Genomic DNA, 10,233 nt, shown 5'->3' on the forward strand with positions numbered 1-10,233 from the left:
AGTATAAAATAATGTTTAGTTTTCTTCGAAATGGCTTTTTTAGCACACTAGCCTAATATCCCCGGCCAGATAATAACAATCAACGAACCTGCCAATGTTAATAGTACGTTGGCTATGGCATAAGTCCCGGCGTAACCCAGTGCCGGGATGTTACTGCGGGCAGTATCGCTGATGATGTCCATGGCCGGTGCGCAAGTGCGAGCACCCATAATGGCACCAAAAAGCAGAGCACGGTTCATGCGTAATACATAAGCGCCAAAGAGAAAGCAGATGACAACCGGGACCAGACTCACGATTAGGCCAGAGATAAGCATCTGCCCACCGACCGCGCCCAAGCTGCTATTAATACCGCCACCCGCACTTAATCCGACGCCAGCCATAAAGACCATTAACCCGAACTCTTTCACCATATTCAACGCACCTTGCGGGATATAGCCAAAAGTAGGGTGGTTAGCACGTAAAAATCCGAGCATGATGCCAGCCATTAACAGGCCGGCCGCATTACCAATGCCGAAACTGAAATTACTGAATTGGAAGGTAATTAAACCAATCATCAATCCGAGAATAAAGAAGGCACAGAAAGCCAGCAGGTCGGTGACCTGACTGTGAATAGAGATAAAGCCAATTTTTTCTGCCACGCTTTTAACGCGCCGTGCATCACCGCTGACTTGCAGTACGTCGCCTTTATTCAATACTACGTTGTCATCAATCGGCATTTCAATTTGGCTGCGGATCACCCGGTTTAGGAAACAGCCGTGGTCAGTCAATTTTAAGTGGCTGAGTCGCTTTCCAACAGCATTGCTATTTTTAACCACAATTTCTTCGGTAACAATGCGCATGTCCAGCAGGTCACGGTCGAAAACTTCTTTACCGTTACGAAAACTGGGATCAAGACGGGAGTGAGCGTCAGGGTAACCGACCAGTGAAATCTCGTCTCCCACTTGCAACACCGCATCACCATCTGGGTTGGCTAAAATACCATTGCGGCGAATGCGCTCAATATAACAACCCGTTTGGCGGTAAATACCTAATTCACGTAGATTTTTACCATCTGCCCACGCCACCAGTTCCGGGCCAACCCGGTAGGCGCGAATGACAGGCAAATAGACCTTACGCTGGCTATCGGTATCCAGACCGCGCTCACGAGCAATCTGCTGAGCACTGGTCGGTAAGTCCTGGTGTTGGAGTTTGGGCAAATAACGTGCGCCCAAAATCAGGCTCACCAGCCCGATAAGATAGGTTAGGGCGTACCCGAGGCTCAGATTATCCTGCGCGTGTTGCAACGCCGGGTTATTGGCGATGGTATGGCGTAACGTATCACCTGCACCGACCAAAACCGGTGTGGAGGTCATGGAGCCTGCCAGCATCCCGGCAGTCAGGCCAATATCCCAGCCAAATAATTTACCCAGCCCCAACGCCAGAATCATTGCGCTACTTACCATGACCAGGGCGAGCATCAGGTAGTTTTTACCGTCGCGGAAAAATATAGAGAAAAAGTTTGGACCGGCTTCAACACCGACACAAAAAATAAATAGCATAAAGCCCAGATTCAGCGCTTCAGTATTGATGGTAAAGTGCTGTTGCCCAAGCAACAGTGATACCACCAACACACCAATAGCATTACCTAATTGAATAGGGCCGAGTCGCAGTTTACCCAGGCACAACCCCAAGGCTAAAACTACGAATAACAGCAAGATGTAATTGCCGTTTAACAGATTTGCGACGTTTATATTCACGAGTATGACTTTCTATTTAGCTCGAATGACCACGATGTATACGCTCTTGGTTTAAAGGTAGAAGGAGCATGTCTTTAAACTCAGAATATTTATCGCTAAACAGCACATAAAGGCAGGCGATAGTGGGAGTTATTCTAATCTGTCTGCTGCGAGACAGCCAGTAATAAGCAGGAAGTTTGGTCTCGCTAGAAGGATATGCTTTGTTATCAATTATAGATGGGTTTATATGTTGTTTGTGGGTCGCTTCGTCTGGTTTCCTGAGGCGGTTTTTACTGTGTGGTACTTGAGCCCCAGCAATAAAAAAAGGGCGCTAAGCACCCTTTTTCGGATAAAGCCAAATAATCTTGGCGAAGAAACGCTCTGTGCGGCTGACCAGATTACTGGAACAGGCTCAGATTTTCTTTAGCGTATGCTTCAAAATCTGTGCAACCGCCAATGTGTTTCTCATCAATGAAGATTTGCGGCACGGTTTCTACCGGTTTGCCGACGGTTTTTTCCAAATCAGCTTTGGTGATACCTTCCGCATGAATATCGATGTAACGGAATTTAAAATCGTCGCGTTCAGTTTCCAGTTTTTCTGCCAGTTCTTTAGCACGGACACAGTAAGGACATCCAGGACGCCCGAAAATCACAGCAAACATGTAAAACTCCTTAATTAAATTGAGCTATCCCCGCCATTTCTCAAACAGGGGTAATCACTTCGCCAACAGCTCTTTATATCTTCAACTGTTAAATGACTTCTAGCGCATTACTCACTCTTACTGCGGTCTACTATGCCCTTTGACGCGGTGAAAAAAAAGCAGGATTTGCCTGTTAGTTTGATTAATCGTACCTATTTGCTTATCGGTACTGTTACAAGTTGTGGGGATTCAATACACTGTGTAAACGCTTATGCAGAGCCTATCGGAGGTAAAGATGCGCTCGTTAGGAGATATGCCCCGCATTGTGATTATTTCAGAAGTGCTGGGGATGCTGTTACTGGTTGTTGCCTACCTAAGTATTAATGGCTACTTGTCATTATCTGGTTCAATGGGAACACCGGCTGTCGCCATTATTATGATTTTTGTCGGGATTGGCCTGATGCTCCCTGCCGCTGCGTGTATTGTTTGGCGCGTAGCGAGTGGTTTTGGCCCACTATTAGGTAGCGCCGATAGAATATCAAGGCCGCCATCCAACAAAGAATCAGCGGCAGAACAGACCAAAAAGGATAATAAACCCGATCAGGATAATGACTGAGTCTTTATAAGGGCATTAAATTTGTCGGTATTGATCATAGCACTGTCGGTTAATATTCCGTAAGCTATGCCACTTTTCGTCTTATGAGAATCGTGAGGTAGGTAGTTATGGATTCACTCATCGTCCCGGATTTAGCCTTATTACGGCGTTGGCTGGATCAACTCGGTATCTCATTTTTTGAGTGTGACTCCTGTCAGGCGCTGCATTTGCCACATATGCAGAACTTTGAGGGCGTGTTTGATGCCAAAGTTGATTTGGTTGATAACATCATCTTGTTCTCGGCGCTGGCTGAAGTCAGGCCGACGGCCCTTATCCCGTTAGTCGCGGATCTGAGCCAAATAAATGCCAGCTCGCTGACGGTTAAAGCCTTTATCGATATTCAGGATGATAATTTGCCGAAATTGATTGTCTGCCAGTCACTGACGGTAGAAGTCGGTGTCACATTTGCTCAATTTGGCTATTTTATGCAGCAGTGTGAAGAGCAGATTTCGATGATCATTCTGGAAGCCCGTGCCAATGATTTACTGTTTATTGGCAACAGTGACGACGATGAATCGCTACAGACGGCGACGGCTTATCCGGTTATCCACTAATATCCCTTCATTAAATGTGCCGCTGATAGCGGTGGCACACTACTATTTCCCCTGTAAACCATAAGATATTCTGCTTTTTACCCTACTTTGCCAGATATTTATCGCCGTTTATGCCATTAGTGGCGCATTACATAGATAGAATGTGCATAAAAAATCGATAAAAGGCGTTTTTTACCCTAGAGTATGGTACGGATTGCCAAGTACGGTTATGCTGCTGTTTCTGCAAAGGGCATAATATTCCTCCGCCTAAACAGTGATTATTCTTACCAGGTGAATAATCACTCACCGTGCATAGTCATGCATCTGGTGCAGGTGGCAATAGCACTCGGCAGGGCAAAGGTGTTGTATCCTGGCGGATACAAATTTAGCGCACGACTTCACCCCCTATTCTGGAGGAGTTAACGGATGTTCACCCATCGTAAAAAGTGGTTATCGGGTGTTGCTGCTGGCTTGTTAATGGCCGCGTCCGTCTCAGCATCTGCTGAGGAAAAAACACTGCACGTTTACAACTGGTCCGATTATATCGCACCCGATACGCTGGCTAATTTCCAAAAGGAAACCGGCATTAAGGTTGTCTATGATGTGTTTGACTCCAACGAGGTGTTGGAAGGTAAGTTGATGGCCGGGAGTACCGGGTTTGATTTAGTGGTGCCATCAGCCAGTTTCCTTGAGCGCCAATTGTCTGCGGGTGTCTTTAAGCCGTTGGATAAAAGTAAGCTACCTAATTATAAAAATCTCGATCCTGAGTTGTTGGCGCTGGTCAGCAAACACGACCCAGAAAATAAATATGCTATTCCTTATTTGTGGGCGACAACAGGTATCGGCTATAACGTCGAGAAAGTGAAAGCTGCTCTGGGGAAAGATGCGCCAGTAAACAGTTGGGATCTAGTGCTGAAACCTGAAAATCTTGAGAAGTTGAAAAGTTGCGGTGTCTCTTTCCTGGATGCACCAAGTGAGATCTTTGCAACTGTACTCAATTACTTAGGTAAAGATCCAAACAGTATTCAGGCGACCGACTACACCGGTCCTGCTACTGAATTGTTGCTGAAACTGCGGCCGAACATCCGTTACTTCCACTCTTCACAATATATTAATGATCTGGCAAATGGTGACATCTGCGTCGCTGTCGGTTGGGCCGGTGACATCATGCAGGCGTCTAATCGGGCCAAAGAAGCGAAAAATGGCGTGAATGTGGCCTACAGCATTCCGAAGGAAGGCGCATTAGCGTTCTTTGATGTGTTTGCGATGCCATCTGATGCTAAAAATCAGGATGAAGCCTATCAGTTCCTGAATTACCTGATGCGCCCTGATGTGATTGCTAATATCAGTAATCATGTGTTCTATGCCAATGCCAACAAAGCGGCAACGCCATTGGTAAATGCAGAAGTACGTGATAATCCTGGTATTTATCCGCCAGCGGATGTGCGTGCCAAAATGTTCACGCTGAAAGTACAAGACCCGAAAATTGATCGTGTGATCACCCGGGCTTGGACAAAAGTGAAAAGTGGTAAATAACCCATTGGGGTGAATCAGTAGCTTGCGCTCAACGCGTGACTGATATCACATTGATGGAAAGTGAAATGAACGAGGGTAGGGGCAGGGAGTTTATCTTCCTGTTCCTGTTTTTTATTGTGCCGCATCTTAAATGCGGCCTGTTCTGCTTTTACGGAGAGCACGCTGAGTGAATGATGTAATTCCCCGCCCGCAGCCAAAATCCCAGAAGGTGTTTACACCCTTGTTGGAGATCCGCAACTTAACCAAATCATTTGATGGTCAGGCCGCGGTAGATGACGTCAATCTGACTATCTACAAAGGTGAGATTTTTGCGCTGTTAGGGGCTTCAGGCTGTGGTAAATCCACCCTGTTGCGGATGCTGGCCGGCTTTGAGCAGCCGACTCAGGGGCAGATAGTGCTCGATGGGCAGGACTTGTCTCATGTGCCGCCGTATCAGCGCCCGATCAATATGATGTTCCAGTCTTATGCGTTATTTCCCCATATGACGGTTGAGCAAAATATCGCGTTTGGCTTGAAACAAGACAAGTTACCTGCTGATGAGATCAAAAGCCGCGTTGCAGAGATGCTGACATTGGTGCACATGCAAGAGTTTGCTAAGCGTAAACCACATCAACTCTCTGGCGGGCAGCGTCAGCGCGTGGCTCTGGCCCGTAGCTTGGCCAAACGGCCAAAACTGCTGTTGCTGGATGAACCCATGGGGGCGTTGGATAAAAAGCTGCGTGATCGGATGCAACTGGAAGTGGTTGATATCCTGGAGCGGGTGGGGGCGACCTGTGTGATGGTTACCCATGACCAGGAAGAAGCGATGACGATGGCCGGGCGCATCGCCATTATGAACCGTGGCAAGTTTGTGCAAATTGGCGAACCGGAAGAGATTTATGAACATCCGAACAGTAGATTCAGCGCTGAATTTATCGGCTCGGTGAATGTATTTGAGGGGGTACTAAAAGAGCGGCTGGATGATGCATTGGTGATTGACAGCCCTGGTCTGCGCCATCCATTGAAAGTGGATTCTGATGCCTCGGTGGTAGACGGTGTCCCGGTATTTGTGGCTCTGCGCCCGGAAAAAGTGATGTTGTGTGAACAAGTGCCAGAAGATGGCTGCAACTTCGCGGTCGGTGAAGTGGTACACATTGCTTATCTGGGGGATTTATCCATTTATCATGTGAAGTTACACAGCGGGCAGATGCTGAGTGCACAGCTACAAAATGGTCATCGCTACCGTAAAGGGATGCCAACCTGGGGCGATGAAGTGCAATTATGTTGGGATGCTGACAGTTGCGTGGTTTTGGGTAATTAAGAGCCTTGGGGAGTTAATATCGTGATGTCTAAATCTACCCGTGGGGCAGCAGAACCACCGACCCGTACTGTCGGGCCGATTAAGGCTTTTGTCCAGCGTTACCAAATGGCGCATGGCCGTAAACTGGTTATTGCCATGCCTTATTTGTGGCTATTTCTGTTGTTTATGTTGCCGTTCCTGATTGTATTCAAAATCAGTCTGGCCGAGATGGCGCGCGCCGTACCCCCTTATACCGATCTGGTTACCTGGCTGGACGGCAAGTTGGATATCTCGCTCAATCTGGGTAACTATCTGCAACTGCTCGATGATCCGCTGTATATCGATGCTTACCTGCAATCATTGCAAGTGGCTGCGGTGTCGACGCTATGCTGCCTGATTATCGGCTATCCATTGGCTTGGGCGATTGCACACAGTAAATCATCCACTCGTAATATCTTATTGCTGTTGGTGATTTTACCGTCATGGACATCATTCCTCATTCGGGTTTATGCCTGGATGGGTATTCTGAAAAACAATGGAATCTTGAATAATTTCCTGATGTGGACCGGGATTATTGATCAACCGCTGATTATTCTGCACACCAATCTGGCGGTATACATTGGTGTGGTTTATTCCTATCTGCCATTCATGGTACTGCCAATCTATACTGCGCTGACCCGACTGGATTATTCGTTGGTGGAGGCGGCGCTGGATCTGGGGGCCAAGCCATTTAAGACCTTTATCAGTGTCATTGTGCCATTGACCAAAGGTGGCATTGTTGCCGGTTCCATGTTGGTGTTTATCCCTGCGGTGGGTGAGTTTGTTATCCCTGAACTGCTCGGTGGGCCGGACAGCATTATGATTGGTCGTATTTTGTGGCAAGAGTTCTTTAACAATCGCGATTGGCCGGTTGCCTCGGCGGTTGCGACGGTGATGTTAGTGCTGCTGATTGTGCCGATACTTTGGTTCCACAAGCATCAGAATAAAGAGATAGGAGGCCCGGTATGAATAACCTACCGGAAGTACGTTCGGTCTGGCGTCGGGTGATCCTTATTGTCGGTTATACCTTCTTGTATGCGCCGATGTTGATGCTGGTTATCTACTCATTTAACAGTTCTAAACTGGTAACCGTATGGGCGGGGTGGTCAACCCGTTGGTATACAGAGCTATTTAATGATTCAGCGATGATATCTGCCGTTGGCCTGAGTCTGACTATTGCCGCCGCCTCCGCCACGATGGCGGTGGTTCTGGGGACAATAGCCGCGGTGGTGATGGTGCGTTTTGGCCGTTTTCGCGGTTCAACCGGTTTTGCTTTCATGCTGACAGCGCCGTTGGTGATGCCCGATGTGATTACCGGTTTATCATTGCTACTGCTGTTTGTTGCTATGGGGCATGCTATCGGTTGGCCAGCAGAGCGTGGCATGTTCACCATCTGGCTGGCGCACGTCACCTTCTGTACTGCCTATGTGACGGTAGTGATAAGTTCTCGTCTGCGTGAGCTGGACCGTTCTATTGAAGAAGCCGCCATGGATTTGGGGGCCACACCGCTGAAAGTGTTCTTCGTGATTACCGTGCCGATGATTGCACCGGCATTAATCTCCGGCTGGTTATTGGCCTTTACTTTATCGCTGGACGATTTAGTGATTGCCAGCTTTGTTGCCGGCCCTGGGGCGACAACCTTGCCGATGCTGGTCTTTTCTAGTGTGCGGATGGGGGTCAATCCAGAGATTAATGCCCTTGCCACACTTATCTTGCTGGTGGTTGGGATAATCGGTTTAATCGCGTGGTGGTTTATGTCCCGTTCGGAAAAGCAGCGGTTGCGTGAATTACGAAAAGCTGCCCGTAGCTGATTGCCGTTAAAACTGTTAGGCTTCATTCTGCTTTAACGCCGCTGACCAGCGGCGTTATTGTCAGGAATAACATTAGGTTGCAGCAACCGGACTGAGGGCAGATAGGGCAACATGAGAAAACTATTTTCATCCTTAGCATTTTCATCCTCTGCAACGACGCCAGTACCGGTCCTCATCGCCGGTACTGCCATTATTGCTACCCGTATCCTCGGCGTATTATTATTGGTTGCGACTCTGGGGTGGGTGGGTACCGGCGAATTTATCAGTGAAAGTCTGCAAAGCTGGGATTTTGGCCTGATCTTCTTGGCCAGTGTGGTGCTATTGCTGTTAGACATTGTCTGCGGCGCTGCGGTGTGTTATCGCAAGAACTGGGCGCGTTGGTGCTATTTGGCGTGTCAGATTATCGCGAGTGTTTATTTGTTGATGGTGTCACTGGACTGGTTGTATTTAGATGTTTTTCGGGTTGAAGGTGATACCGGCAGCGAAATTTTACATAGCCTCCTGTTACAGAAGATCCCCGATGTGGTGATTATCGGTTTGCTGTTTTTCCCCTGGTACCGCTATTTCCCTCAGTCAAAATGAGTGTTTAGCGCGGCACAATGCTACAATTCGCCTCATCAACAGCCTCGGCTGCAAATTATTCAACTTCTCAGATTATAACGGTCAATATTAATGCATTGCGCACAGTATACGGCGGGTCGCTGTCGTTCCTGCCAGTGGCTGGATAAACCCTATCCACAACAACTGGCTGACAAACAACATCATTTGGAGAGCCTGCTAGCTGGTCACCCTGTGGCTCAGTGGTTAGTGCCGGTTTTCGGGCGTGAGAACGCTTTTCGTAATAAAGCGAAAATGGTGGTCAGTGGTAGTGTTGAACGGCCGCTATTGGGGATGTTGCATCGTGACGGTACCCCGGTCGATTTATCTGACTGTCCACTCTATCCGGCCAGTTTTGCCCCGGTCTTTACCGTGCTGAAAACGTTTATAGCCCGCGCTGGTCTCACACCCTATAACGTTGCACGTAAACGCGGCGAGCTTAAATTCCTGTTATTGACTGAAAGTACTTATAGCGGTGAGTTAATGCTGCGCTTTGTACTGCGTTCTGAAACCAAGCTGGCGCAATTACGCGCAGCACTGCCATGGTTACAGCAGCAATTGCCTCAACTGGCTGTTATCTCGGCTAATATTCAGCCAGTGCATATGGCAATCTTGGAAGGGGAGCAAGAAGTCCCGTTAACTGAACAGCAGGCGCTGCCCGAACTGTTTAATCAGGTGCCGCTGTTTATCCGGCCACAAAGTTTTTTCCAGACCAATCCTCAGGTTGCCGTCTCACTGTATGCCACGGCACGGCAATGGGTGCGGGAGCTGGAGATCAGCAGTATGTGGGATCTGTTTTGCGGAGTAGGTGGTTTTGGTTTGCATTGTGCCAGCACCGAGACACAACTCACCGGTATTGAAATCAACGCGGAAGCCATCGCCTGCGCACGTCAATCGGCGCAGCAGCTAGGATTAAAGAATGTCAGTTTTGCCGCACTGGATTCCACCCGTTTCGCCACCGCAGAAACGCAAGTGCCGCAGTTGGTCTTGGTTAATCCCCCACGGCGTGGCATGGGGGCTGAACTGTGTGACTATCTTGCTCAGATGGCACCTGAATTCATACTCTATTCAAGCTGTAATGCGCAGACAATGGCGAAAGATATCAGCCTGTTAACCGATTACCATATTGAGCGGGTGCAGTTGTTTGATATGTTTCCGCATACTGCTCATTACGAAGTCCTCATATTGCTTGCCCTGCGTCCTTGAAGCTGTAGGGTTGTTGGCTGCGTTCACTTACCCGAATCACTTACTTGAGTAAGCTCATCGGGATGCGTTCGCTTGCCGCCTACCTACAACTGCAATGACTTTGGGTATGTCCTGCGTCCTTGAAGCTGTAGGGTTGTTGGCTGTGTTCACTTACCCGAATCACTTACTTGAGTAAGCTCATCGGGATGCGTTCGCTTGCCGCCTACCTACAACTGCAATGA

Annotated in this window: 10 protein-coding genes; 8 read left to right on the forward strand and 2 right to left on the reverse strand. The window is 48.3% G+C overall.

What is annotated here, in order from left to right; all coding sequences use genetic code 11:
* Window positions 1-47: 47 nt before the first annotated feature.
* Together V2A85_RS18980 and V2A85_RS18985 are read right to left on the reverse strand one after the other, a co-directional pair.
* Window positions 48-1,736, reverse strand: coding sequence for an aspartate:alanine antiporter (locus V2A85_RS18980; RefSeq protein ID WP_372559363.1), 1,689 nt, complete (start codon window positions 1,734-1,736; stop codon window positions 48-50).
* A 377-nt stretch (window positions 1,737-2,113) separates the two neighbouring features.
* A complete protein-coding gene (locus V2A85_RS18985; RefSeq protein WP_004873700.1) occupies window positions 2,114-2,377 on the reverse strand; it encodes a GrxA family glutaredoxin in 264 nt (87 codons plus the stop codon).
* Between the two features lie 274 nt (window positions 2,378-2,651).
* On the opposite strand from V2A85_RS18985, the gene V2A85_RS18990 reads away from it, so the two are divergent.
* The 8 genes from V2A85_RS18990 (at window position 2,652) to rlmC (ending at window position 10,012) form a co-directional block, all read left to right on the forward strand.
* Entirely contained in the window at window positions 2,652-2,972 is a 321-nt protein-coding gene (locus V2A85_RS18990) for a YbjC family protein (RefSeq protein ID WP_372559362.1), read from the forward strand.
* A 107-nt stretch (window positions 2,973-3,079) separates the two neighbouring features.
* On the forward strand, window positions 3,080-3,565 hold the full coding sequence (locus tag V2A85_RS18995; RefSeq protein WP_083158399.1) for a YbjN domain-containing protein: 486 nt from the start codon (window positions 3,080-3,082) through the stop codon (window positions 3,563-3,565).
* 405 nt (window positions 3,566-3,970) lie between these two features.
* On the forward strand, window positions 3,971-5,080 hold the full coding sequence (gene potF / locus V2A85_RS19000) for a spermidine/putrescine ABC transporter substrate-binding protein PotF (RefSeq protein ID WP_083158400.1): 1,110 nt from the start codon (window positions 3,971-3,973) through the stop codon (window positions 5,078-5,080).
* Between the two features lie 166 nt (window positions 5,081-5,246).
* On the forward strand, window positions 5,247-6,380 hold the full coding sequence (potG, locus tag V2A85_RS19005) for a putrescine ABC transporter ATP-binding subunit PotG (protein ID WP_083158401.1): 1,134 nt from the start codon (window positions 5,247-5,249) through the stop codon (window positions 6,378-6,380).
* 24 nt (window positions 6,381-6,404) lie between these two features.
* Window positions 6,405-7,367, forward strand: a complete 963-nt coding sequence (gene potH / locus V2A85_RS19010; protein ID WP_372559361.1) for a putrescine ABC transporter permease PotH — start codon at window positions 6,405-6,407, stop codon at window positions 7,365-7,367.
* Window positions 7,364-8,209, forward strand: coding sequence for a putrescine ABC transporter permease PotI (gene potI / locus V2A85_RS19015; RefSeq protein ID WP_050084992.1), 846 nt, complete (start codon window positions 7,364-7,366; stop codon window positions 8,207-8,209). Before potH ends, potI begins: the two co-directional genes overlap by 4 nt.
* 111 nt (window positions 8,210-8,320) lie before the next feature.
* Window positions 8,321-8,791, forward strand: a complete 471-nt coding sequence (locus V2A85_RS19020; RefSeq protein ID WP_372559360.1) for a YbjO family protein — start codon at window positions 8,321-8,323, stop codon at window positions 8,789-8,791.
* Window positions 8,792-8,881: 90 nt separating this feature from the next.
* A complete protein-coding gene (gene rlmC, locus V2A85_RS19025) occupies window positions 8,882-10,012 on the forward strand; it encodes a 23S rRNA (uracil(747)-C(5))-methyltransferase RlmC (protein WP_420072103.1) in 1,131 nt (376 codons plus the stop codon).
* The last annotated feature ends 221 nt before the right edge of the window (window positions 10,013-10,233 follow it).

The organism is Yersinia sp. 1252 StPb PI (assembly GCF_048593885.1).
Classification (GTDB): domain Bacteria; phylum Pseudomonadota; class Gammaproteobacteria; order Enterobacterales; family Enterobacteriaceae; genus Yersinia; species Yersinia enterocolitica_E.